Below are 25,007 nucleotides of genomic sequence, written 5' to 3' on the forward strand. Positions count from 1 at the left end.
AAATCTAACACGATTTTTTTATCAATAAAATGCATTCAATTCTATTATATGGTATTCCCAATATAATTTCACCGAAAATTTTTGAGCTATCGTGAAATATTACTAACACACTCTCTTATATTTTCAAATAAAAAAATCCTACCACCTATTAATTAAACCAATCGATACTCCCTAAATAAGAACAGCTAAATATTTGAAAGCGAGTATTGTCATAAACACTCTAGAGATGTTTGGTCTTTTATACCTGTACATACTAAAAAGAAACTAACCTGTACTATACGGCTAGTTCCTCTTTTCAGCTAAAAATGTATTTTACGCCGACTCTTCCAACTAAAAAACGCTTTTCAAAACCTTTTACAACACTAGCTTATCAACTAAACCAATTAACTCTTGAATGTCTGGCTTACTCACTTGAGCATTCGCCCCAACTGTCTCACCTTTATAGAATAATTCGTTTGTAATTAATGAAGAGAAAATAATAACTGGTAATTGCTTCATTACTTCACTATCTTTAATTATTTTCGTTAAATGATGTCCATCCATTTTTGGCATTTCAATATCTGTAATAAGTAGATGGATATGTTCAAACATTTTTTCACCTTGCTCTTTTGCTAGTTTTTCAATTTGTGCTAATGCTTCTGCACCATTACTGAAGAAATTCATTTTCGTATATCCAGCTGTTGATAATGTTTCTTCTAATATTTGGCGAAGCATCGCTGAATCTTCCGCAATATAAATAACTTTTTCAGCTCGGTCTGTTTTTTGTTCTAATCCTGAAAGAGTTTTATTGTCATAACCACTGTTACTAATTTCGCAAACAATTTTCTCATAATCTAACAATAAGATGATTTTCCCCTCTAGTTTTACAATTCCTGACGTCGTTTCTTCTAGTCCCATAGATAATGAAGCTGGTTCATCAATTTGTTCCCAAGAAATACGTTGAATTCGATGCACTTCATCAACACGGAAAATAACTTTCATTTGGTTTAATTCCGAGATGATAAATTTCGTTTGATCAAGTGGCTTTGTTGATTTTAAATTAAGGGCTGTCGCTAAATTAATAACAGGTAAAATTTCACCGCGTACTTGAACAACACCTTCAACTGCATGATGAGATTCCGGCACTGTTGTAACAGGGAATGGATTAATAATTTCACGCACTTTCATTACATTGATGCTAAATAAATTTTCACCAACAGTATAAGTTACGATTTCTAATTCGTTTGTTCCACTTTCTAATAAAATACTTTGTGCTTGTGACATAAAAGTGTCGCTCCTCTTCTATTAATTCTATATATCTATTTATTAAGCTTTATTAAACTTAAAAAGTCAACTACCTATATAAAAATATAGATAATTGAGTGAGCCTTACAGTTTTAAAATAATAAAAACAGTGGTAAAGCTTAATCTTGTATAAACGAAGCAAGTGCCTCTAATAACACTTCTTGCGCTCCTACAATTTCTGTCGGCATCGCTTCCCATTTTTTCGAAAGATCTTTTTCCACTCTCACTCTAAGCTCTGGATTCATTTCTCCTAGCACATAATCCTTTGTCGCTATATCAACATCAAGGAGTGCAAGTGCATATAATTCCGGATCGTTTATTTTTTTAAATAATTGTTTCAATACCGTTGGTGCTATATGTTTTAATTTTTCAATGTGAATTTCTTTATCCGAAAATAGTAACTCATATTGAATAAACGTAACATTTTCTTTAATCACTTTAAAATAGCAATTATTCTTTTTATCATTTACAAAATAACCGTTCGGATCTGCAATAATACCCTCTACTTTACGAATTAACTCTGGTAAATTACTCGCCGTCATTACAGTCCGCTGCTCGACCTCACTCGGCGAAATGAATGTAACGCGATACTTATTCTGCGCCATCCTCCTCACCTCTCCTCTTATATAAACTTAGTCTAATTGTACAATATAACACAACTATCTTAAATTAATCTAAATCTATTTCAAATCGCAGCTTCTAGACTCAGATAGTTCCAATCTTCAAAAAGTGAAGAGGCATCACCTAAACACTTGGATTCCAGCCCATCCAACTACCTTAGAACCACTCCATATCTCTGGTCTTACAACATGTGAGCCACTTATGCAAACCTACTAATCATCGCTAGGCCCTCTCTCAAAACCTAAAAGAAAGCTTTTAAGAGATTTTAAGCCCCTTTCAACAACTCAATGTTATTAAACCAAAAAGCAAGCTGCTGATCCGTAATATCCGGCAACATAACGAAAAACTCACGGCACTTCATCTCATCTTTAAACAATTGATACTTCCAAACACCATTACTACCAATACTTACGAAATAAAATTCGTGTATACGACCAATGATTGCTTGTTTTTCACCAAACGAATATGGGGGCACTTGTTTGATTTCAAATTGATCTGGTAAATATACATGCTCTTCTCGTTCTATTTTTAACACTTGCTCAGCAAGCTCACTTTTATTTTCGAAAAAAGGCAATTGTGAAATTCGCTCTTGTCTTGTCATACGAATATAAAACCCTTTCTACTACGTTACAATTTTTCTTTACTATTTATTATCGAATTAAGTTTACAACTTCAGTTAATACTTCATCTGAAATTTTAATTACTTTCGCATTTCCTTGAAAGCCACGTTGGTATAGCATTAAATCAACAAATTCTACAGATAAATCTACGTTTGCACCTTCTTGTGCACCACCACGTACTTTTCCTGCACCGTTTTGACCAGATACACCTAGTGCTAAAATACCAGTTGTATTTGTCGCTGTAAAGTTACCATTACCGGTTTTCATTAGGCCGCCTTCATTCGGGAGCATCCCAACAGCTAATTGACCTGCCGCTTTCATACTTCCATCAGAATATTTTACCATCACATATCCACCGTCAGTAATAAAACAATCTTTAACAGTTGCCGCTGGTCTACCATCTACGTTTGTTACTGCTATTGTTTTCTCTGTCGGGTGGTTTGTTAATTTACTAAAATTTATTTTTACTGTTCCACCATTAAATGGAATATTCGCTTCAGGGTTTACTGGATCTGGATTCCCTACTGTATCGAATGTCACATTACCACCTGCGCCTTGAACCTCTGTAAACTCAGTTTCTTTTTTCGAGTCATTACGCATCTTTACTGTATATTTGTAATTATGTTCACCATCTTGTGTAAACTCTACGCGCATTGTCCATGTATTACCGGCATAATCATATGCAGGCAATTCTTGCGTAATGTGTTTTGCATCAGCTGGAATGTTCCCTCCAACTATACCTTTTGACGTTCGAATACCACCGATTGCTGATCCCATTGGAATTTGTAGTGGTCCTGGGATACCAGATAAGTCAACATTACCAGTTGATGGATCGGCTGGATAAGCGAATACATATTGACCTCCTGTATTCGTAATATAGTAATCTGAAGATATCGCAAAGGTCCCTTTACGTGTAAATTCCATATTTCCAGCTTTTGAATCACCTACAACGAAGAAACCATTACCTTCCATCGCTGCTTGTACTTTACCACCAGTTAACGTAATTGTACCATCGCTATAATCCGTAACCGTTCCGCTCATTTTCACACCGTTACCGATACTTTTTGGGTTCGTCCCTGCGTATCTATCGTCACCTTTTGCACCAATTGAATTGTTGTATAGTAAATCATCAAACATTGCTTTTTGTTTTTTATAACCAACTGTTTGTGCATTGGCAATATTATTTGAAGTTACACTTAATGCATTTTGTGTTGCATTCAATCCTGTAATACTTGTATATAACGCTTTAATCATAACGCATGAACACTCCCTTATGAATTTGTTGTTTTTACTTCTTCAGTTACTTTTTGATCATCTTTCTTTACATCTTCTGGATTCGTTTCTCCAATCGGTTTATCTGATATTCTTTCAACGAAACGAAGAGATACAACTTTATTATCAATAACAAGCTGTACATCGTTATTTTCTGCAAGACGAACTGTCTCTACTTGACCAGTCACTTTGTTTCCTTCACCGTCAATACCTCTTACATACTTTCCTAAAAACTTCATTCCTCCATCAAGTGCTGTCGAATACATCGTCGTTCTTAAAGAGTCAACCGCCTTTGTCATATTTTGCACTTGTTCCATAAGAGATAACTGTGCTGTTTGGTTCATCATTTGATTCATATCCATCGCATTGAATGGATCTTGATGCTGAAAACTCGTTAAAAACAATTTTAGAAAATCATCTTTCTCCATTACACCGGGAGTTTTTTGAGTACTTGCTGATACTCCGTTTGTTTGTTGAACTGGCGAATGTACGCCATTAACAGGTGCGTTGCTTTTTTGCGCTCCCGCCTGTAACGGAATATGATTTGTACTCGTTGCATTTAATCCAACTGTTGGCACGCTTTATTCCTCCAATAATCCAGCAAATTCTTTCGATTCTTGTTTCGTACTTGCTAGTTTTTGCTTTTGTCTTTGCTCTTGTTCTCGTTGTTCTTTACGATGCTCATCTTTTTCTGAATAACTAATTTGAATATTAATTTCTTTTTCTTTTAACTTTAGCTTCAATTCGTCAAAAATCATTTCAACACGTTTTTTCGCATCTTGTTTTTCCATTTCTACATGGACATCAATTTGATCTCCATGCTTTTTCATAAATACAGTTAATGTACCCAGTTTCTCTGGATTTAGCTGGAATAAAACACGTTCTTTTTTCACTACAAACTTTTGCAGAGCTTCTACTTGTGCTTCCATCTTCTTGCCTAAATCAGGTATTGTAACCTTCTCAGCTCCACTATTTTGTTTTCCTATTTGGTCAGTACCCGTTGCTTTATTTAATAACTCAGCCCCGGTCGAATTTGAGTCATTTAACTGATCGACTTTTGGTAACTCTACTTTCACATCATCACTCTCTGCTTTCGGGGGTTCTACTTCCTTAGGCTCCTCTTGTTTCTTTGCAATATTACAAGTTTCTGATTCTACGAATTTTAATACTTGCAATGTTTGCTCTGGCATCGTCACCTTGTCTAACGTCATTAGTATTGTATCTTCTAAATATATGATTTTTTCAATATTTATATTCGAAAGAATTTCTTGTAATTGTTGTAATTCAGCTGTAGGCAATTCGTTCAGTTTAATATTCCCGTATTCTTTATATAGTTTTTGTATTTTTGTATGTATAGATATAACGATTCTGACTGCACACGCAATTGTTCAATTGCAATCATTTGCCCAGATACAGCTAGTAATAGTTGTTCTGTCTCTTTTTTTTCTTCTTTCTTTTCAATCGACTTTTCTTTCGTTACCGTTTTTTTTGCGAGAAGATATTCTTTCTTCTCTTTTTTTGGTGCTTCTTCTTGTTTCGATTTCTCCGTTTTCGGCTGTTTTTTATTTTCAATTTTCATTGTATTATCGAATGAAGAATTTTCATTTTTCGATTGTACTTCTAGCCCTTTGTCTTTTTGTGGAGATAAACTTTGCTGCACCGGTAATACAAATCGTATCACTACACCCACCTCATCCGTTCATACACATTTTTAAATCAAGAAGCATTTTTTCTTCTAACTTTTCTTTTACTTTCGCAAGATTCTTACAATCTTCTTGATACATTTCATCAATGACACGTTCTTTTTCTTTTATTTGCTCTAAAAGGCTTTCATTTTTTTGAATAAAACCTTCTGTTTTTTTAATTTTCCGATTCCATTCTTCTATTCTTTCAGGTGAAAATGTATGTGAAGACAGCATACCAACCATAATACGTTGCCCAGTTTGTACGACTTTACTGCGTGATTTTACAACATACAAATCATATTCTTTTTTTTGTTCTATTTTTCTTTTTTCAGCTGTTAGTTCGTACACTTCTTTCAAGATTTGTTCTTTCTCTTGATTAATCTGCAATTTTATCGTGTCGTACTGCTGTTTATCCACCCTTTTTCATAGCCCCTTCCTATTATAACGTTCCTTTTTTCTATTATATAGTTTTTTCACAAAAAAAACTGTGAAATATTAAAAACAAAAAAATAAGACCTCGAAGGGCGAGGTCTTACACAATATGGTGCATCGCTTGCACAACATCTTCAAAATGAAAACTATCAGTTCGACCTTGTTTTAAAAACATATTTATATCTTCTACTCTATTTTTACATTCAAAAATATAAGCATTTTCTTCATTTTCTTGAATTGTTCCTAATTTAAAATACAATTCATTTTCTTTATAAATAGATAAAATTTTTCTCATTTCATTTGCAAGTTGCCAATGATTCGGCGATACGATTTCTTCCATAATCCTACTTACCGAATCTAATACAGAAATGGCAGGATAATGACTACGAGTTGCGAGTTCACGTTTTAATACAATATGTCCATCTAAAATACCACGAGCTAAATCTGGTACAGGACCATTTAAATCATCACCGTCAACTAACACTGTATAAATACCTGTTATTGACCCTTTTTTTGTTTTTCCGGATCGCTCTAATAACTTTTTCATATAACTTTCCATTAACAGTGTTTTACCACCGATTGGTAATTCCTTGACTGCAATGTCTACACTTCGGCGAGCGTCGGCAAAACGAGTAACTGAATCCATCATAAGTAATACATTATTTCCTTGGTCTCGGAAATATTCGGCAATCGACGTTGCAAGCTTTGCCGCCCGAAGTTGCATAAGGTGACTTTCATCTGACGTCGCTACAACAACGACGCTTCTTTTCATACCTTCTTCGCCTAATTCTTTTCGTATAAAGTCTTTTACTTCCCGGCCACGTTCACCTACTAAACTAATAACGTTAATATCAGCTTTTGCATTTTTCGCAATCATTCCAAGTAAAGTAGATTTACCAACACCTGATCCAGCAAAAATACCAATCTTTTGTCCGATACCAATCGTTAACATAGAATCAATCGCTTTAATTCCCGTTTCAAATACGTCTGTAATTTCTTCACGCTCGAACGCATGAATCGGCGATGCATCTAATTTTATTTTTTCCACTGGAATATTTTCAGCATCTTCGTTTAACACTTCTCCATTTGCACTTAACACCTTGCCAAGCAAATGATTACCACGGGGCACAACGACATCTTCTGCAATTAATGTCACTGAATCTCCGTAACACACTTTTTCTGTCTGTTCAAATGGGAGTAACATATTGTTTTCTTTTTCAATTGCAATCACTTCACATAAGACGCTATGCTCTCCAACGAGACAAACATCTCCAATCTTCGCTTTCGGTCCCTTCGCTACAAAAAACTGCTCTTGTACACTATGAACTTTGCCAACTTTCGTATAAAACGGTGTTTCAATAAACGTAGTCCATTTATTATGTTCGTTCATACATTTTGCTCCTCAAACAACTTTTTCTCTTCCCATTTACGACGAAGTTTCGCAAATATAGGTGCAAATTTAAATTCAAAGAACTCTTTCTCTTCCTCCAAAACAAACTCACCAAACTGTAAAGAAAAATCATACTTCCATTCTACTAATTGTAGTAACCAATACTCTTTCGTATCTTCTTTCTCTTCTTGTATATGCTCAAATGTTTCTGGATGAACCGTTATAATTAACTTTTCAAATGAAGTCGGTAATGTTTGAACGATCCCTGTTAATATTGGCAGAACGTCTAATAATCGTGAATCTATCGCTTGATTCACAATTTTTTCTGCTAATTGAAAAGATTGTTCCCATAATAATTCTGTCCATTCGTATGCCGTTTCTTGTTGCTCCTTTTGAAATTGCATACGTACTGCTTCCATCTGTTCCATTTGTTCATGAATATGCATTTGAAACTCTTCTTTAGCCTGTAACAACTCCTGATGCTCTCGTTCTAACGTTTGTTGCTGCTGCCTTAGCTGATTCATTTCAATATGTAATGCATCTTGCTGCGCAAGAAGCTCTGCATGATCTACTTGTATTTCCCCTTCATCATGAACTCGTATTGGTTTTGGAAACTGTAATTCATACGTTTCTTCAGAAAAAGAAACAGAATTCTTCGGAATTCTGTTTTTAAATAAGGACATCACCTTCACCTCTTTGAATGATAATTCTTCCTTCTTTCTCTAGCTTTTTCACTGTACCTGTGATCATTTGCTGCGCTTTTTCAGCATCCGTCATCTTAAGCGGTCCTAAGCCATCTAACTCTTCTAGAATCATCTCTTTACGGTTTGAAGACATACATGTAAATAATTTCTCTTTAATTTCTTCTTTTGCAATTTTAATTGCTTTCGCAATAACACCATTATCTGTAATTTCTTCTAACACGCGGCGAAGTGCAAGAGCTTCAAGACCGAGTAAGTCTTCAAAAACAAACATATTTTCTTTAATTTTCTCAGATAATTCATAATCGACTTCATCAAGCTTTTGAAAAACTGTTTTTTCAACGCCTCGTGAAACATTATTTAAAATGTTTACAATCGTTTTCAAGCCATCTGTTTTATTAATAGCACTAAATGCCATATTATTTAATTTTGCTTTTAATAACTCACCAATTTGATTAATTAATTCACCATCCACTTGCTCTAGCTTCGCAATGCCCATTACCGTTTCTACACGCTTATGATCTGGTAATCTCTCAATTAATTGAGATGCTAATTGAGGCTTAATATAAGAAGCAATAATTGCTATCGTTTGTGGCGATTCATCATTAAGCACTGTAAGAAGTGGCTCTAAATCTGTTAGTGAATTTAAAAATTCAAATGGATTATCTTTGTTGTACCAAAGGTCTTCTAATAATTTTTCCAAATCGTCTTCTGGCATATTTTTAAATATACGACGAATGTATTCTTTATCTGGGGCTACTAAGTTCAATTCTTTTACATTTAGTTCATACAGAAACTCCCCTAGTACATTTTCTAACGTTTCTGCTGTATATACACGAAACTTCGCAATTTCACGAAGTAACACTTCTTTTTCCTCAGCCGTCATATATTCAATGACTTTTGCTGCCACCCCTTCGTCTAATGTACGAATAAGGATGGCAGCTTTTTCTTTGGAGGAGATTTCATCTAACATTGTTTTTCCTCCCTTACTATCCGTTTAGCCATTTTTTAATAACTTTTGCAGTACCTTCTACATGCTCTCTCGTAGCTTCCTGCACTTGGTCATCTAATGTAGGTTCTGTCGGTTCTACTGGTTCTGGTTCTCGTTTTGGCTCTGGTACTATTTTCTCTTCAGGAATTTCCATAATGCTTTCACTACTAGCAGCAACTTCCTCTTCTGCTAAGTATTCTTCATATTCCTCTTCTTCTTTCTTTTTCTTACTCCTTGCTAATAAGAACCATATTAGCAAGGCGAGCACTAACAAACCTCCTGTAATTCCACCGATTAACCACCAATTCATACCACTTTCTTCTGGTTTTTTTGGCTTGTCTTCTTTCGGTTGATCAAACTGAACAGTTACAACATTAACTTGACCATTTGTAAAGTTTCCGTTCGGATCAGCTTGAAGTCCAGCTGCTGTACCAATTGCTTCTTTGAAAGTTTCCATATCAATTCTTCGTTTTACTAACGTATCATTATCTACCCATACAACAACATTTGTTTTCGTTAATTCTGGATGTTTCTTAATCGTTTCAACTGTTTTATCTATTTCATAATTTTCGATTTTGTTACCATTTTTATTATCGTAGACAATTTTGCCATTTTGATTATTGTTCGTACCGTAGTTTGGCACTTCGCCGTTCGCTGTAATACCAGCACCTTGCTTCGTATCTGCTCCTTCTTGCGCAGTAGAGCTTTCCTCTTGCTCTTGTTTACTACGAAGTACACCTTTATCACCATATTTTTCAGACTGACGTGTAACTTCATCGTAGTTTACAGATACTTTCGTATTCACTTTATATTCATTTGGCTTAAACATCGTCATTAACGTTGCATCGATATCTTGCTTTAATTTACCTTCAATTTGGTGTTGCATCTCAACTTCTTTCTCATAAGAAGAGGAACTACTGGAATGCGCTTCACCTGCCCCTTTTGAAATAACACCTTTTTTGCTATCTATAACACTCATTTCTTCTGCTTTTACACCAGGAACTGCTGCACTAATCATCTGCTGTATACCTGCAACTTGATCAGCCGTTAATAGTTGACCACGCTTCACACCAACAGTAATCGCTGCTGTCCCCTTTGCTTTTTCCTCATCAAAAATTGTCTCTTTTTCAGGTAATGTAATTTGAACATTTGCCGTTTCTATCACCGCAAAGTTTCTTACAATATCTTGCTCTAATTGCTTTTTCGTACCAACAATTTGTTTCATTTTTTTATCTTGCTCACTTGAACCGAGCGAGCTTTCTAATAAAATTTCCTCACCGCTTTTTGAATTAAACGGTAAGCCCATTCCATTCATTTCTTTTCGAACCCATGGAGCATCATTCTTTTGCACACGAATCGAACCATCGGCCGCTAATTGGTAATCGACACCTAGCTTCGATAATTCTGCTGTAATCTCTTGCTTGTCTGCATCATTTAAATTTTGATATACAACAACATATTTATCTGGCAAGGTGAAGTATAAAAGTGCTCCTGTTACAATTGCTAAAAGCGCAGCACCAATGACTAACTTATGCCACGTTTTTAACGATTGGAAAACATTTTTTAACTTTTCCATTTAAACACACCCGTCCATTTTCCTAAATTTGCATATTAATTAGTGACTTATAATTCTCAATAAGATTATCTCGTACAAGAGCAGCCGTTTTCATTTGAGATTCAGCTTTCTTCTGCTGAATTAAAACGTCATGTGTTTCTCCTACCCCTTTTGTCAATAAATCATATACCGCAGTTTGTGCATTATTTTGCTGTTTATTCACATCTTCCAATAAATCGATAAACTTTCTACCCTCAACTACAGATGTTTGAGAAGTTTTCGGTGCTCCAATTGGCTGAATCGCTCCAAATGGCTGTGTATTTAACAATGGTTGGATTTTCATATTTGCCCTCTTCCCTCTTATCCTCGGCCGATTTCTAAATCTTTATCGAGCATTTTTTTGTTCGCATTTAATACACTTGTATTCGCTTCATACATTTTTTGAGCAACCATTACATTCGTCATCTCAGCTGTCACATTAATGTTCGGATAACGTACATATCCTTCTTCATTTGCATGTGGATGCGTTGGATCATATACTAGATTTTCATTTCGATCTGTTTCAATACTTTTTATTTTCACTCCGTTAGCAGGAGCTCCCTCTAGCATATTTGCAAAATTATTATTTGATTCTAGCACCACACTTCGGCGGTGATACGGCTCTGCGTCTGGTGCTCCCGTCGTATTCGCATTTACGATATTGTTAGAAGTAACTTCCATCCATTTTCTCGCTGTAGTTAGCGCTGAGCCACTTGCATTAATTGCTTGGAACATCGTTGTCTCCCCTTCTACACTTAACGTCCACGTGCTGCTTGGTTAATTGCGTATTGCGTATTAATCGCATTAATTGAGATACCATATAATTGGTTTGTTTTCATTAAATCTAGCATTTCTGTCGTTACATCCACGCTATTTCCATCTTTATTCGTTTGCATTAATTTCGTTTGAATCTTTGCATATGTATTTTTCATATTTGCTGTCGGTAAGTGCATTTCATTCGTTTGATATAAGTCTGAATTACTCTTTAAATCCGCAGCGTTTTTTTTGAATAGTGGATTATTCATATTCATTTGTTCAGCAAATGTTACACCTTGCGCTTTATAGCCCGGTGTATTCGCATTTGCAATATTACTAGAAACAGTATTTCGCTTCGTTACTAAATAATTCATATAATGACTAACATCACTAACTAAGTCCGGCATATTCCACACCCTTCTTTTTTCCATCATACCGCTTACGGCATGATGGAAGTTTCACTTCATTATTCATTTCCTTATATTTATTTATTAAAATATTATCTATCATGTACCCTTTCATATTTTATTCCATTTTCCCATTGTTGTCTTTAGAAAAATTAAAAAATATATAAAATAATATAAAAAACTGTATTTACCTAGTAATCTATATAACATTTCGATATAAGAACAATAAAATAACGTTCATTTTTTTATTGTTTAAATTATTGCTATTTTTCCATTACAGTCATAAAGTGAAACCTAAATCAGTGGAACGTCTTTATTCAAACAACAGAATGGATCCCCCTTGTAATAAGAGGAACCCGTTTCCATACTTTACAATTAATATTTACCGTAAAACGAATTAGCCTTCATTCGCCCATCATTTGTCATAATCATTTCTTCCAAAATCTTTTGCTTATCTCGAATATGTTGAGCTGCCTTTATTATTAATGGACTCACTTCCGCTGCAACATCTGCTCGCGTCTTTTCACCCAAAGTCTTCATCCAGCGATTTAACATAGCACTTTTCTCAGTAAATTCTTCAGCTGACACTTGTAATTCACCGATTTCATTAAAACAGCCGACAAACGCTTGATAAATGTCATTGTTCATTTTCAATTGCTCCGCGGTAACCATCTATTAAATCTTGTAACACTTTCACAATCGCATCAATATCGTTTGCTTCACGCGTTACTTTCATCGTCTGAATTTGAATGCTAATCCAATCGTATAAACCGAATAGGCTATCATACAAATCTTTAGTAATCTCAGGATTTAATTGAAGCTTTAGCTCTTCAAAAATACGTTCTAATTTTTCAAGGAGCGTATCTCCTTCTTGGAGTTTAAAAGTATTTAAAAGCTCTTCTAAATTACGAAACTCAACGATACATCTTTCATAAATAAAAATTGTATTTTTAATTGGATTACTCGTCATAATGTCATTTTGCATATAGCGTTGCCATGCTTGCATACGATCACTTCCTCAACTTTCATTAATCATCACTTTTTTGTTTTGTCATTGCTTTAATTGTTTTTAGTTGCTGATCTAACATCGATAACTGTTGTTCTAACTTTGAATATTTATCAATAATGGTCTCTTGTTTTTGTTTATTCAGCTTATCGATTGCATCAATTTTTTTATCTAGCTCTTTTATTTGCCCCTCTATACTTTTTGACCTCTGCCCTATTACACCTTCATCTCCTAAAATACCATCTAGTTTTTTTTCTATCTCATGCCCTAGTCCATTAAAGCCAAAGAAGAACTGTTTTGCAGTTTCTGGATTCTCCTTAAAAGCCTTACTTAGCTTTTCTTCATCGAGAACCATTTTTCCAGTTTTATCGACTTCAATTCCAAATGAAAACATAAATTTATCATCTTGTTTGTGTCTAAATACATTAGCCATAATATTACTAATAGAAAATGCAATATTATTACCTTGCATAGCTCCATTTTCGCCGGCAAATAAATCGAGCGTTGAAACAGCCTTATTATATTGATCTCTCATTTTTTTTATCATATTGATTGATTCTTTAATGTTTGAATCTTCAATCGTAACCTTAATTGGTTCAGTCGTTTCCTTTTCCAAATTAATAGTTAATCCTGGAATTGTATCAATTTTATTAGAGGGACTGCTATCAGTCATACCATTAATTATAAATTCGGCATTTTGAGGCGCTGTTACTTGTTTGGCAATTACATTTTTTCCATCTATCATTTCTGAAGTTACCAATCCAATGTCTTTTAATATTCCACCTTCACCATCAACTAATTTAATTTCTCCATTTTCCCCAGCAGTAGTTGATGTAAAAAACAACTGTCCACCTAATGAATATACAGACACTCCATAATTTCCATTATTCATTTTATTAACAAAATCCTTATATGTCATCTCTTTAGTAAGCTTAACTTCTTTATCGTTAATACGAAATGTAGCATCTTTTCCAATTTCCGAATCCAATTCGATTATATTTTTAGGATTTTCAGAATCAGATTTATCTATGAGTGTAGTTGTAATCTGATGTCTTTCCGCTACTTTTTTAACATTAATCGTATACGTTCCTGCAAGTGCGGAAGCATCAGCTTGAACATTAATAAATCCCTCTTTAGACACCCCCGCTTTCTTCTCATTCCCTTTAAACGCATACATCTCCTTGAATACTTGCATAAAACTACCGAATTCCTTTTTCATACTCGCATATACATTTCGTTCCGTAGCTAAGGTTTGTTTTTGATTATTGTAAGGCGTTTTTTTCATTTCTAAAGCCTGTAATTCTAAATTTACTAGATTAGAGGTATCAATAATATTGTTACCAAGATTCCATACTTGCTGTCTTCCACCTAAATTTGATACTGAAGTCCCCAAATTTTTCACTCCTTTTCTAGATATAATCTAAAATACTTGTCTTACTCATTGTACTAACCGCTTTTAATGTTGCCTCATACGTCGCATTTATATAAGCTAAATCTGAAATTGCTACCGCTAAATCTACATCTTCTATCTCTTTTCTATTTTCTTGAAGAGCTAGATTTTGTTCACTTAATATCGTCTTAAATGTGTCCACTGTATTTAATATTGAACCTACTTCAGTCGTACGATTCAATATATTATCTAGATTTTTTTTATTTTCTCCCATTACAGATTCCAGTGCATCTTGGTCTCCATTTTGCATAACATCTCTTATTTTTGTTAACGTTTTAATTACGGGTTCCAATAAATCTTTTCCATTGCGAAACATTTTGAGTTCATATCCATCATTTAATTTCCAGGTAACGTCATTTTCCCCACCTTGATATGTACCATCTTCTGCAAATGGTGGTTTTGAAGCACTATCTCCACCAAAAATATATCGCCCTTGTTCTTGTTTATTCGCTAAATACACCACTTGTTTTAAAAGCTGATCAATTTCTGCAGCGCTTGCTTTTAATTCATTAGGACTATTCGTCCCGTTTACCGCTTGCAAAGTTAATTGCTCCACTCTCGTTAAAGATTTCACAATACCTTGTAATGTATTTTCCGTTTGACTTAACACATTTCTAGAATCTGCTATATCCTTTTGCATCTGTTCAATATTTGCTAATGAATGTTGAATCGCAAATGATTTACTTGCTGCAAGTGGATCTTCACTCATGAGAAGATTTTTTTTACCGGAAGTTACTTGATTTCGGTAATATTGCTGTTGCACATTCAAATCCATCATCTGATTCTTTGCCCAGTTTGCATTTTGAAACGTCGATACTCTCATCCCTATCTTCTCCTTTATCTATATTTGACTTGGCAAGAGGAAGCAACTGCCACTTTGTACGGTTATTTTCTTTCTTACCATTCAACCGTTTCATTTCTCTGATCTTATACGGCTTGATCCACTAAAAGGCTCTGTCCGCTTCTATCCTATATTGGATCCATAAAAAAGCTTTTCAATTCTTCTACATGTTATCTAATAATCGAAAACAGACTGTCAAATACTTCATTCATTGTTGTAATAGCCTTAGAGTTTGCCACGAAGTATTTCTGGAAGGCCATTAAATTAACCATTTCCTCTTCCATGTTGACGCCTTCTATACTCATTTTTTCTTGCTGAATACCTTCTAATAAATCTTTATGAATATTTTGATAAGCATTCACCACATTTTTATCAGAAGCTACACCAACTATAAATTGGTCTAACGCTTGTTTATAAGAAAGACCTTCTTTATAATCTCCATCTGTAATTCCTGCCAGTTTATTTGCTGTTTCAGCAGAAATTTTCATTTTTGAAACATCTTTTGCGAATTCAGGATTTAACTGTCTATCTTTCGCATGATCTCCAACGAAGAAGTCTTTTCCCATCACTGTATTCACTTGATTTTTCACAGAACTCATTAAGTCTTCAATATTTTTCTTATAACTAGCAATCTTCGCTTTCGTATCTATTGCCGATTGAATTGCTCCACCTGTTAAAGGAATATCCGAGCCATAAATCGCAACAGTCATCGGTTCGTTCCCCTTATTTAATTGAAGTGGATATGTGTCTTGTCCATTTACTGTTAAAACGCCATCAATTCTAATATTCGCGATATTCAGATTCATAGATTCATAAGACACTTCTATATTGGCATATTTAGACATCTCTGTAATAATGCGATCACGTTCATCAAATAGTTGATTAGGTACTTGTGTCCCTGCTTGTCCAATTTTTTTATTCGCTTCTGCTAAACTAGCACCAAGACGATTAAATTCATTGACATGCGCTTCAATATCTTCTGTCGTCTGTATTTCTGCTGTATCTAAGTTTTTCGCAAGACGATTTACTTGACTTGTGAACTTTCCAGTTTCAGCAGCTAATGTACTGTAGTAGTTTGATTGTTCCGGATTTTTCGCAACTTCACGAAACGCATTAAAAAAACCATCCATTAAACTTGATAATGAATTTTTTCCTGTAGTTCCTACCATAGACTCTACTCGTGATAAAGTAGAATTCATAAATGCGTAGTAAGAGAACTGTGACAACTGATCATTAAATTGCTTCGTTTTCACTTCATCAGTAATTCGGTCAACACCTAATGTTTGTACACCATAACCAATTCTCTGTCCTGGCGTATGACCGTTACTAGCACCTACAGATCCTAAATTCACGGCTTGACGCACATAACCAGGTGTGTGAATGTTAGATAAGTTTTGTTTCGTCGTTTGTAATCCCATTTGAGCCGCTAGCATACCAGATAGCGGCGTATTATAATCAGATAACCTCATAATGCTTCACTTCTCCTTTACAATAGTTCATTCATAAAGATTTGCGAATTATTGTTTTTTTCCAAATTGTATTCAGAAACGGAATCCACAATAATTTCTGTAGTTTTTAATAATACGTTTAAGTGATATTGATTTTTCAAAAGAACCATTTTTATATTTTCGTCTAATTCATTTAAACTTTTTTGCAACTCTTCTATTTTTTCAATTTCTCCCGGTGGAAAATACAAAAATAGCGAACGCATACGCAATGGTTCAACTTTCTTTTCTTTACAAAACTGAACAACCATCTCCTCAAAAGAGCGAGATAATCCTTTTACACCTTCTATGTACTGTAATTGTTCCACTTGCAGCTTTTGAACTGCATTTATATTTTTATGTTTTAAATTCTCATATATTTGTTCTCCAAACGTTTGAATATTTTCATATGTTTTTTGAATAATAACAAGCTTTTCATATAATTGTATGTACATATAGCTTCCTTCCCTTTTACAAAACTAAATTTACAATTAAACCATGAATTTCTCCAATTTGATTTAACATTTCTAAATGTCCTGTTTTCGTATTAATTAAATTCATAACATCTTCCAATTCATTCAATCCCACTTCAGCTTGTTTTACAATTGTCATTTTCTGCGAATATCCATAACGCGGATGACGAGACATAACGTCTTTATATTGCAGTAAGTTATCAACATAAAAATTCAAAAATGATTTCACAGTATTTTTGTATTCCATAACATTATCGAGCGTTAACTCTAATTCAATTTTCGCTTTAATTTCCCCAATATTATCAACTAACGCTTCCATTTGTTCTAACAATTTATCTTTTTTCGGATCTGCATGCAAATTATCCGAAAATGCAAGTCCTGTCCTGACATTTGCTTCTTTCGGCATTTGAGTAGCAGGCGGTATATGCGATAAAATCGGATTGTACGAGATAGAACGTAGCATATATATCACCTATTTATTTTTTTATTTCTTTCAAAACTTAATCGTAAAATCCAGTTATTTATAATTATACTCTGAACACTCATATTTTGCAGTTATTTTTTATAAAAGATATGTTACAATTTAGCATGAGGTGGCACAAAACTATGAATATTTTTCTTTGTGGTTCAAATCAAGTAACAGCATTAGATCAAGAAGAAATAAAAAAATTTTTAATTGACTATGCTCAAAAACATAAAATTTATATATTATGTTATAAATCTATCGAAAATGAAGTTCTTCGTTTTTTCATTGAAAACGAAAGACTCGCTCAAAATTTATGCCTTTATACGCTACAACCGTTACATGTATTAACAGGCGAATTTCAAGAAGTCGTTGATTATTTAAAAAAACACGGAGCTGAATATATTGCTTTTGATCATCCTTCCGACTCTATTTATCGATCAGATTATATGTTTTTTGTAAAGCAAATCGTCGAAGATACTGATTTAGTTCTCTGTTTTTATAATGGAGATAAACATACGTCTGTCATTCCTATTGACATTGCAAAAGAAGCAGGAATTGACGCCGTTATTTATGATTTACCAGGCTTACATGAAAAGCAGATGAAAAAAAGCTTTGAACAAAAAATTCGTATGATGTAAAGGGGGAGGCACAATATCGTTATTGTGCCTATTGTAAATATGAAAACTGAACAAGATTATAATCATTTTATTACGAGTTTTAAACAGCTATTTAATATGGATATCGCTTGCTATAAGCAAGATAGAATGCACAGAAGAATCGATACTTTCATTTCAAGAAAAGGTTTTGACAATTATACAAACTTTTTAAATAGTTTACGCACTGATCAAACATTATTTTTAAGTTTTATTGACTACATTACGATTAATGTTTCAGAGTTTTTCAGAAACAAAGAACGCTGGCAAACGTTAGAAACGAAAGCTTTACCAAAACTGCTTGAACAAAATAACGGTAAATTAAAAGTTTGGAGTGCTGCTTGCGCTGCCGGTGAAGAACCGTATACACTTTCTTTAATCTTATCGAAGCATCTAGCTCCGTTTCGTTATAAAATTCAAGCCACTGATCTTGATTATCATGTTTTAGAAACTGCGAAACGTGGTCAATATACAGAACGCTCTTTGAAAGAATTACCTATTGATTTAAAACAACGTCATTTCACAAAAGAAGATGATACATATATATTGCATGAAAATATTAAACAGCAAGTCACATTTAAGCAACACGATTTATTAATGCAGGCATTTGATACAAACTACGATTTAATCATTTGTCGAAATGTAATGATTTACTTTACAGAAGAAGCAAGAATAAAGCTCTATGAAAAATTTAGTCGTTCTTTACGAAAAGGCGGCGTACTATTCGTTGGTAGCACAGAACAAATTTTAACACCCGAACGCTACAACCTTCAGCGTTTTGATACATTCTTCTATGAAAAAATATAGAAAAAGGTCGTCATAATTGAAATGACGACCTTTTTTATTATAGAATACGAATCAATATGATACCAATAACCCATACAAAGAGAAATAGAGCTGTAACAGACCATTTATGCTCTTGAATCGTATGTTTCAACGCATGAGATAATTGCGGCATATTCATTTCTGCAAGTGCTCTCCACACACTTGCATCAAGATCTTTAGAAATACGATCCGTACTGCTAATTAAAATTGTTTCGTTAGATAACTTTGTCATATAAGCTGTAATGACCGTGATCATTAAATTCATATTTCCTTCTGATGAATCTTGTTCCACTCTAGAAACGAGCGCACTTACATCAAGTAACGGAATATGCACTTTTCTTCCAAAAGAAAGCTGCACTTTAGCGAAATCATACGTACCGTCTAATAACGGAACTCCCTTTATATGTACTTGTTTAATAAGCCCCTGCAAACTCCTAACAATTTGTTCATATGTTTTTTCCGATTGCTTTCCTTCCTCAGACAGCATATGTAGCTTTGAAAACAACTGCAACACTGTATCCATTTCCTTAGAAAGCATTTCTTTTACAATCTTTCCATCACCTAAACTCGCAAGTAGAATCCCTATTTCATTATTTTTCGAAATGATTTGGGACTGCCCCGTAAATACAAGTTTACTTTGTTTTTGTTCTTTCTGAATTTCATGTTCTGAAATAGCGGCAGGTTGTTTTAATGAATGTAGCGTCTTATTTTCAATTGTAGTACGTTTAATTTCCATTTAAGCGCCTCCACTACTATCAATTTATTAGCCCCACTCTTTATTACTCTTTAAAACTAAAAATAGTACAAATAATCCTGACATAATAGCAAACACATTAGAGGCTTGTACTCCCTGTTCACTTTTTTCTTCTTTTTTCCCTTGTCGTTCTTCTATTTTTTCTTCCTTTTTAGAAACGACTTGATTATCATTTTTGCTTTTTGTATCTTTATGAGCCTTCCCATTATTTACTTCCTTATTGTCTGTCAACGGCTCTTTTATAACGTAGTTGATTTCTTCTTTCTCTTTCAACGGCTCTTTTACAAAATAGTTTACTTTCTCGTCTTGCTTTGGTATTTGAACAACTGGAAGTTTTTCTTCCAGAAGCGGAGTCTCCATTTTCGAATCTTCCTGCTTCTCAGTTTCCTTCTTATCTTCTAGTTTATTGTGATTCGTATGTTCTTCTATATTTTCATCATCTTTCACTTTTGGTTCGATAATAGAAATGATATATTCACTCTCTGTCACAAGCTTGTTACCTGCCGCATCTGTTATTTCCACAATAAGTTGATGCGGACCAATAAATGCTTCTGTTATTTCAATTATTTTCTGCCAATCCATGTCGTGTTTATTATAGTCTAATAAAAAAGTAATATCGTTACTTTTTTCTTTTCCCTTTAATATAACCCGCACTTCTGTAACAACCGATTCTATATCTATCGTCTTTACTCGTATATGAACAGATTCTCCCTTTTTCCGTTCAATAAAATCCTCGTTCGCCTCATCAATAGTAACCTTCTCTAACTTCGGTAATTCTTTATCTATAGTGGGTGTTTCATTATTTATTCGAATGAGCGGAACATTTAATTCATTCTCTACTACTTCTTCCTTCTCATCTTCTTTATAGCTTTCAACGAGCTGAAGAGTCCAATCACCTTGCAAATCATATATTCCGACTTTGTAATCGGCAACCCATCGTTTTGTTTCTTCTTCATATTCGAAAGATATTACTCTTTCCTGCCTGTACTGCACACCATTTTGTTGTAATTGCAATACACCTTTTACACTTTGAATATTTTTTTCATTTGGCTCTACAGCAATTCGCAATTCTTCGCCAACCTTTAATTCCTGCTTATTAACTGTAATGATTCCTCGGTCTGTTTCTATCTTTCTTTCTTCTCGTTGTTCTTTCTCATTCTCTACTGCTTTTCTTTCATCTTCAACCGGGGGCATTTCCGTTCGTTCTGGCTGTTCCAGATTTTCTATATGTTGCTCTTCTTTCTCATTCACTTCACTTATATTTTGCTCTTGTACAATTACTTCTTCCGCTTGCCCTTGCAATGGGAAGAAGTAATTGTACAAGAGCAAACTCACTAGAAAAAACTTTACGTTTTTCATCTATTTGTTCAAACTCCTATAGCGATTTCGTCACTTTTACTCCGAAAAACCCATCTACATTTACAAGCTCTCCATACGCAACCAATACGTCGTTCACATAAATTTGAATTGGTTCATCAATATCTTCATCCAGTACGACTGCTTCGTTTTCTTGTAAACTTAAAATATCTTGAATTGTCCTCACTGTACTTCCAAACACAAATTTAACATTCATTTCTACATTTTTTAGAATAGATGCATTCATATACACTGGCTCTACCTGTTTAACTTCTTGATATTCAATCGGCTGTATGGCTGGTGCAGGAATTTTTTCCTCTTCAATAACTTCTTCAACCATTTCTTCTTGCTCTTCCACCATCGGATAAAGAAGTCGTCTAACCATTTCTTTTGCTTCTGCAATTGATAGTATTTGATACATCTTTGACTGAAGAAGGTCACCAATTTCAATATTAAAGGTGATTTGAACAAGCTCGTCCACTTCCATCGCTTCTCCCAAATACTCCATTTCTTCTTTTAACGAAACAAATTTAACATCTGGTGGTGTCATATCCATCTTTTCTTTAAACATTTCTGACATTGCTGTTGCAGCATGCCCCATCATTTGGTTCATGATTTCTTTAATACCACTTAACTCTAATTCACTTAGTTCCTTCTCCGGATCAATTTCACCCGTTCCCATCATCATTAAATCTACCATCGTTAAAGCAACGTCTTTCGTAAATACGAATACGTTCTCATTCTTTAACCCTTCAACAAAATCGACATTTAATATAACAAAAGGAACTGGCACTCCGTTGTAATGACGAACATTAATCGCCTCTACATTTGGTGTACTAATAGAAACTGGTTGGTTTAAAAGCGTTGATAGTACTGTTGAAGCTGATCCAATCGAAATATTTGCAATTTCCCCAAGTACATCTTTCTCTTCTTGTGTTAACTGCTCTTTCTCAATCTGTTCTTCTACAACCTCAGCTTCCATAATTTCCGCTTGCTCTTCTATTCCTTCTTCCACACCACCAGATAATTGTAATAATTTTTTTATCATTTGTTTCGCATGTTCAACTGAAACAATTTGTACAAGTTTAGAATCTACAAGATTATCTATTTTTAATTCAAACGATACTTTAACAATTACATTACTTCCATCAATACCAGAGATTTTCCCCATCTCTTCCTGAAGTCTCCTAACTTTAATTGTAGGTGGAGACATATCTACTGTATCCTGGAAGAACTCCGACATAGATGTTGCTGCGAATCCCATCATTTGATTCATTGCTTCTTGTACTGCACTTAGCTCTAGTTCACCGAGCTCTTTCCCTTCTTCAACTACCCCTGTACCCATCATCATTAAATCAGCGATAGATAAAGCGACGTCTTGCTTTAAAACAAGAAGGTTTTCCATATCTAATCCTTTTGTGAAATGAATATTTAATACAACATGCGGAATTTCAACATCACTTGTATCATATAAATCCACCATTTCTATATGAGGAGTAGTAATACTTACTTGCCTATTTAAGATGGTTGATAATACCGTCGAAGCTGAACCAAATGATATATTTGCAATCTCTCCAAGAATATCGCACTCTTGAGGCGTTAATCGCTCATTTTCTTTCTCTAGTACAATAGTGCTCGTATCCCCTTTTGTGTGTTGCTCAGGCATTTCCCCTGCCTCCTCATTTCTGTTTTTCTTTCATGATATAAACTTTCGATTGCACTCGTTTTTTCACCAAATTTATTAGTCACATTGTGAACATGTATTTATTTCCACAACATTTGTAAAATGCGGTTATCACACACTTAATTAACAGTTCTAACTAAAAAGCTCCCCAATCGTATACAAGTGGGGAGCTTCCTTCATTCCTATTATAAACCTTCTGGGTTTAAAATGAGGACCACTCGTCCATCACCGAGAATTGTCGCGCCAGAGAAATAGTTAGAACTCTCTGCAAAGAAGTCACCTAATGACTTTAAGACTATTTCTCTCTGTCCGATAATCGTGTTGACAATAAGTCCATAGCTGCGATATGAATTACGAACAATTAATACTGGAACCATTTGACTATCATATGATGCAAACGCATCACCTTCTGTTTCCTCACCAAATACAGTGCTTAAATGTTTCACTTCAATAATTTGATCGCGATAATTTAAAACATCTTTTCCTTGTAACGATTGAATGTCTTCCTTTTGAATTCGAATCGCTTCAACTATATTACCAAGGGGTAACGCATAACGCGTATCGTTTGTTTGAACAAGCATTGATTGAATAATTGACAAAGTTAATGGAAGTTCAATTCTGAATGTACTTCCTTTTCCTTCCTCAGAATCAATAATTAAATGCCCACCTAGACTATGAATTGTATGTTTAACAACATCTAATCCAACACCACGTCCAGAAAGATCCGACACAACTTCCGCTGTACTAAACCCCGGTTGGAAAATAAGTTCATACACTTCACGATCCGTTAATTTATTTGCCTCTGTTTCTGTTATAACACCATTTTTAATCGCTTTTTCTAATACTTTCTCTTTATAGATGCCGTTTCCATCATCAGTAATTTGAATTACGACATGATTCCCACTATGGAACGATTCTAATTTAATAGTACCTGTTTCGTTTTTTCCAGCATCACGGCGTTTTTCAACTGTCTCAACTCCATGATCAATTGCATTGCGGATTAAATGAACAAGCGGATCACCAATTTCATCGATAACAATTTTATCAACTTCAGTATCTTCACCTGTAATTTGTAAATCTATTTTTTTCCCTAAATCTTTCGCTAACATGCGCACCATACGCGGGAAACGGTTGAAAACTGTTTCGATTGGTACCATACGCATATTTAATAGTACATTTTGAATATCTTTTGAAATATCCCCTAATCGATTTAAATGCTCGATTAACTCTTTATTTTGAATTGTTTCTGCTAATTCATCGATTCGTCCTCGCTCAATTACACTTTCTTCAAACATATTCATTAATCTTTCGATTTTTTCTAACTGAACACGAATAGAACGATTCTCTACTTTAGCATTTTTCGTTTTTGTAGTACTTTTCGTTGACGTATTGCTTACTTGTTGAGTTGGTAGCTCTAAAGGTGACTCCAACTGTGCAGTTTCAACCTGCTGAATCGTTTCTTCCACGGGTACGACTTCTTGTACTACTATTTCTTGTGCTTTGTGTTTCCCTTGTTTCACTTCTACTTTCTCAATTTCTGAAACGTGAAGCACTACCTGTTTCAACTCTTCCACACTACGATCCGTATTCATATATACTGTAAACTCAAATCCAAAAGCGTCTGCTTCAATTTCTTCAATGCTCGGAACCGTTTTTTGTATTTTACCTAAATTTTGTAACGCTTCCATACACATAATGGCACGTACAGCTTTTAAAATAGCTTGTTTTTCAACTGTTATGTGTACTTCATGCGAAACTGTATCATTGTTGTTTTTACTACCTTGCTCTGCATTTCCGTTCAATAATGCTTCTAATTTAAGTTTCGTTGATATGACATCTATATTACCTATTCCACCTTGCTGCACATCTGCAACCATCTTTTCCAAATTATCAATGCATTCAAAAATAACATCAATAATATTAACATTGACCATCATATTACCATGACGAATTTCGTCTAAAACACTTTCCATCTTATGCGTTAAATCCGCCATTTCTGTAAATTCCATACTCGCAGACATACCTTTAAATGTATGAGCTGAGCGGAATATTTCTCCTACGACTTCCATATCGGCAGGATTCCGTTCTAAATTTAGCACATTTTCATTTAGCGACTGTAAATGTTCTTCTGCTTCTTCAAAAAATATATTTAATAGATCTGTTTGCATTTTAATCCCCTATCTGTCTAACAAACATTTCATTTATGTATAACGATTTAGTGTTTTAAAACAAGAAAAAAGGGGTCCACATATCTATCTACTA

The 25,007-nt window shown here is 34.3% G+C and carries 26 protein-coding genes and 1 pseudogene; 2 read left to right on the forward strand and 25 right to left on the reverse strand.

Annotated features, from left to right (window positions below):
• Positions 1 to 354: 354 nt before the first annotated feature.
• The 21 genes and pseudogenes from Q3V31_RS02970 to Q3V31_RS03070 all read right to left on the reverse strand — a co-directional run bounded on the left by Q3V31_RS02970 (position 355) and on the right by Q3V31_RS03070 (position 17,470).
• Positions 355 to 1,263 (reverse strand): chemotaxis protein, encoded by a 909-nt coding sequence (locus tag Q3V31_RS02970; protein ID WP_071733730.1) that lies wholly within the window; start codon positions 1,261 to 1,263, stop codon positions 355 to 357.
• Positions 1,264 to 1,403: 140 nt separating this feature from the next.
• Positions 1,404 to 1,889 (reverse strand): hypothetical protein, encoded by a 486-nt coding sequence (locus tag Q3V31_RS02975; RefSeq protein ID WP_000068330.1) that lies wholly within the window; start codon positions 1,887 to 1,889, stop codon positions 1,404 to 1,406.
• A gap of 281 nt (positions 1,890 to 2,170) precedes the next feature.
• On the reverse strand, positions 2,171 to 2,506 hold the full coding sequence (locus tag Q3V31_RS02980) for a DUF3964 family protein (RefSeq protein ID WP_000198185.1): 336 nt from the start codon (positions 2,504 to 2,506) through the stop codon (positions 2,171 to 2,173).
• Between the two features lie 49 nt (positions 2,507 to 2,555).
• Positions 2,556 to 3,779, reverse strand: coding sequence for a flagellar hook protein FlgE (locus Q3V31_RS02985; protein WP_329762281.1), 1,224 nt, complete (start codon positions 3,777 to 3,779; stop codon positions 2,556 to 2,558).
• A 17-nt stretch (positions 3,780 to 3,796) separates the two neighbouring features.
• Positions 3,797 to 4,375: a flagellar hook assembly protein FlgD gene (locus tag Q3V31_RS02990; protein ID WP_329762282.1), complete on the reverse strand. Its 579-nt coding sequence runs from the start codon at positions 4,373 to 4,375 to the stop codon at positions 3,797 to 3,799.
• A gap of 3 nt (positions 4,376 to 4,378) precedes the next feature.
• Positions 4,379 to 5,487: pseudogene (locus tag Q3V31_RS02995) on the reverse strand (flagellar hook-length control protein FliK).
• A gap of 1 nt (position 5,488) precedes the next feature.
• Complete coding sequence (locus Q3V31_RS03000; RefSeq protein WP_000360878.1) at positions 5,489 to 5,899, reverse strand: hypothetical protein; 411 nt, start codon at positions 5,897 to 5,899, stop codon at positions 5,489 to 5,491.
• Between the two features lie 115 nt (positions 5,900 to 6,014).
• Complete coding sequence (fliI, locus tag Q3V31_RS03005; protein ID WP_329762283.1) at positions 6,015 to 7,304, reverse strand: flagellar protein export ATPase FliI; 1,290 nt, start codon at positions 7,302 to 7,304, stop codon at positions 6,015 to 6,017.
• Positions 7,301 to 7,987: a FliH/SctL family protein gene (locus Q3V31_RS03010; RefSeq protein WP_329762284.1), complete on the reverse strand. Its 687-nt coding sequence runs from the start codon at positions 7,985 to 7,987 to the stop codon at positions 7,301 to 7,303. Before Q3V31_RS03010 ends, fliI begins: the two co-directional genes overlap by 4 nt.
• Positions 7,974 to 8,978: a flagellar motor switch protein FliG gene (locus tag Q3V31_RS03015; protein ID WP_000883358.1), complete on the reverse strand. Its 1,005-nt coding sequence runs from the start codon at positions 8,976 to 8,978 to the stop codon at positions 7,974 to 7,976. Before Q3V31_RS03015 ends, Q3V31_RS03010 begins: the two co-directional genes overlap by 14 nt.
• A gap of 16 nt (positions 8,979 to 8,994) precedes the next feature.
• Positions 8,995 to 10,572, reverse strand: a complete 1,578-nt coding sequence (locus tag Q3V31_RS03020) for a flagellar M-ring protein FliF C-terminal domain-containing protein (RefSeq protein WP_329762285.1) — start codon at positions 10,570 to 10,572, stop codon at positions 8,995 to 8,997.
• A gap of 22 nt (positions 10,573 to 10,594) precedes the next feature.
• Positions 10,595 to 10,894 (reverse strand): flagellar hook-basal body complex protein FliE, encoded by a 300-nt coding sequence (gene fliE / locus Q3V31_RS03025; RefSeq protein ID WP_329762286.1) that lies wholly within the window; start codon positions 10,892 to 10,894, stop codon positions 10,595 to 10,597.
• Between the two features lie 17 nt (positions 10,895 to 10,911).
• Positions 10,912 to 11,325: a flagellar basal body rod protein FlgC gene (gene flgC, locus Q3V31_RS03030; protein ID WP_000484667.1), complete on the reverse strand. Its 414-nt coding sequence runs from the start codon at positions 11,323 to 11,325 to the stop codon at positions 10,912 to 10,914.
• A gap of 20 nt (positions 11,326 to 11,345) precedes the next feature.
• The gene (gene flgB / locus Q3V31_RS03035) at positions 11,346 to 11,777 is read right to left on the reverse strand and encodes a flagellar basal body rod protein FlgB (protein WP_116733275.1); all 432 of its coding nucleotides are present in this window, start codon (positions 11,775 to 11,777) and stop codon (positions 11,346 to 11,348) included.
• A 351-nt stretch (positions 11,778 to 12,128) separates the two neighbouring features.
• The gene (locus Q3V31_RS03040) at positions 12,129 to 12,401 is read right to left on the reverse strand and encodes a flagellar biosynthesis protein FlgG (RefSeq protein ID WP_141435195.1); all 273 of its coding nucleotides are present in this window, start codon (positions 12,399 to 12,401) and stop codon (positions 12,129 to 12,131) included.
• Positions 12,391 to 12,759: a flagellar export chaperone FliS gene (locus Q3V31_RS03045; protein WP_001149527.1), complete on the reverse strand. Its 369-nt coding sequence runs from the start codon at positions 12,757 to 12,759 to the stop codon at positions 12,391 to 12,393. Before Q3V31_RS03045 ends, Q3V31_RS03040 begins: the two co-directional genes overlap by 11 nt.
• A gap of 22 nt (positions 12,760 to 12,781) precedes the next feature.
• Positions 12,782 to 14,152 carry a flagellar hook-associated protein 2 gene (locus Q3V31_RS03050; protein ID WP_329762287.1) on the reverse strand — a complete coding sequence of 457 codons (1,371 nt, stop codon included), beginning with the start codon at positions 14,150 to 14,152 and terminating at the stop codon, positions 12,782 to 12,784.
• Between the two features lie 16 nt (positions 14,153 to 14,168).
• Positions 14,169 to 15,032 (reverse strand): flagellar hook-associated protein 3, encoded by an 864-nt coding sequence (locus tag Q3V31_RS03055; protein WP_001266420.1) that lies wholly within the window; start codon positions 15,030 to 15,032, stop codon positions 14,169 to 14,171.
• A 188-nt stretch (positions 15,033 to 15,220) separates the two neighbouring features.
• Positions 15,221 to 16,519 carry a flagellar hook-associated protein FlgK gene (flgK, locus tag Q3V31_RS03060; protein ID WP_329762288.1) on the reverse strand — a complete coding sequence of 433 codons (1,299 nt, stop codon included), beginning with the start codon at positions 16,517 to 16,519 and terminating at the stop codon, positions 15,221 to 15,223.
• Positions 16,520 to 16,536: 17 nt separating this feature from the next.
• The gene (locus Q3V31_RS03065) at positions 16,537 to 16,989 is read right to left on the reverse strand and encodes a hypothetical protein (protein WP_329762289.1); all 453 of its coding nucleotides are present in this window, start codon (positions 16,987 to 16,989) and stop codon (positions 16,537 to 16,539) included.
• 16 nt (positions 16,990 to 17,005) lie between these two features.
• Positions 17,006 to 17,470, reverse strand: coding sequence for a YaaR family protein (locus Q3V31_RS03070; RefSeq protein WP_000946327.1), 465 nt, complete (start codon positions 17,468 to 17,470; stop codon positions 17,006 to 17,008).
• Positions 17,471 to 17,613: 143 nt separating this feature from the next.
• Between Q3V31_RS03070 and Q3V31_RS03075 the strand changes: the two genes are divergently transcribed.
• Together Q3V31_RS03075 and Q3V31_RS03080 are read left to right on the forward strand one after the other, a co-directional pair.
• Entirely contained in the window at positions 17,614 to 18,111 is a 498-nt protein-coding gene (locus tag Q3V31_RS03075; protein WP_097871737.1) for a flagellar motor switch protein FliG, read from the forward strand.
• Between the two features lie 39 nt (positions 18,112 to 18,150).
• Entirely contained in the window at positions 18,151 to 18,933 is a 783-nt protein-coding gene (locus Q3V31_RS03080; protein WP_000846148.1) for a CheR family methyltransferase, read from the forward strand.
• 37 nt (positions 18,934 to 18,970) lie between these two features.
• Here the strand turns inward: Q3V31_RS03080 and Q3V31_RS03085 are convergent, their stop codons facing one another.
• The 4 genes from Q3V31_RS03085 to Q3V31_RS03100 form a co-directional block, all read right to left on the reverse strand.
• Positions 18,971 to 19,687 (reverse strand): hypothetical protein, encoded by a 717-nt coding sequence (locus Q3V31_RS03085; protein ID WP_000403971.1) that lies wholly within the window; start codon positions 19,685 to 19,687, stop codon positions 18,971 to 18,973.
• Positions 19,688 to 19,714: 27 nt separating this feature from the next.
• Complete coding sequence (locus tag Q3V31_RS03090; RefSeq protein WP_329762290.1) at positions 19,715 to 21,064, reverse strand: transglycosylase; 1,350 nt, start codon at positions 21,062 to 21,064, stop codon at positions 19,715 to 19,717.
• Between the two features lie 16 nt (positions 21,065 to 21,080).
• Positions 21,081 to 22,727 carry a flagellar motor switch protein gene (locus Q3V31_RS03095; RefSeq protein ID WP_329762291.1) on the reverse strand — a complete coding sequence of 549 codons (1,647 nt, stop codon included), beginning with the start codon at positions 22,725 to 22,727 and terminating at the stop codon, positions 21,081 to 21,083.
• A gap of 203 nt (positions 22,728 to 22,930) precedes the next feature.
• On the reverse strand, positions 22,931 to 24,913 hold the full coding sequence (locus tag Q3V31_RS03100; protein WP_329762292.1) for a chemotaxis protein CheA: 1,983 nt from the start codon (positions 24,911 to 24,913) through the stop codon (positions 22,931 to 22,933).
• Positions 24,914 to 25,007: the final 94 nt, after the last annotated feature.

It is taken from the genome of Bacillus nitratireducens (assembly GCF_036320425.1).
Taxonomy (GTDB): domain Bacteria; phylum Bacillota; class Bacilli; order Bacillales; family Bacillaceae_G; genus Bacillus_A; species Bacillus_A nitratireducens.